Genomic DNA, 700 nt, shown 5'->3' with positions numbered 1-700 from the left:
GAATCGATGCAACTCATTGCGCTTCGCAACCTGCACGGTTGCGTTTAAATTACTGGCTACATCGAGCTGAAAATTAACGCCTGAATAACCACCATCAACTAAGACATTTTGAACCTGGCGTAAATGCATGGCATGTAAAGCGATCATTGCACTGGCCCCGTCTCGATCAGAGACGTTCGCTCGCGTCATGTGAATGGCCTGCGGAAAGCCATTGATATCAACTGCCAGATGGCGCTTAATCCCCGAGATTTTCTTACCAGCGTCGTAACCTTTGTTTTCAGCAGTAGCGGTGTTTTTGACGCTCTGAGCGTCAACGATAATAAAGGAAGTTAAAGCTGAACGTCCTTGGTAAGTTCGCCGAGCAATGACAATTTTTTTAAAACTTGTTCCAATAAAGAATCAGCCGTAGGCTCAGCTTTAGTTGACCAAATTTTGTAATAGTTGTAAACTGACCGCCATTCTGGGAAATCACCGGGGACTTGACGCCATTGGCAACCGGTTTTCAAGACATATAGGACCGCACAGAAGACCTCGTAGAGGTCATATTTTCGAGGCTTAGTTCGCTTACGAAAATTTTCTAAAGCTGGTCGAATTAATTCAAATTGTTGCCGAGTAATATTGCTGGGATAATTTTTCATAGCTTAAACTCGCTTTTTACATAGAAGTATATCAAAAATCATAGATCTTGGACAGCTTCTAA

Annotated in this window: 1 pseudogene; it reads right to left on the bottom strand. The window is 42.7% G+C overall.

Annotation, left to right across the window (positions count from 1 at the left end):
* Window positions 1-638, bottom strand: a pseudogene (locus FD09_RS16095) (IS5 family transposase); the annotation flags it as partial.
* Window positions 639-700 lie beyond the last annotated feature (62 nt).

The sequence above is a fragment of the Schleiferilactobacillus perolens DSM 12744 genome, from assembly GCF_001435585.1.
Taxonomy (GTDB): Bacteria; Bacillota; Bacilli; order Lactobacillales; family Lactobacillaceae; genus Schleiferilactobacillus; species Schleiferilactobacillus perolens.
Note: the sequence above shows the minus strand (reverse complement) of the source record. Positions and strands in the feature narration are given on the sequence as shown.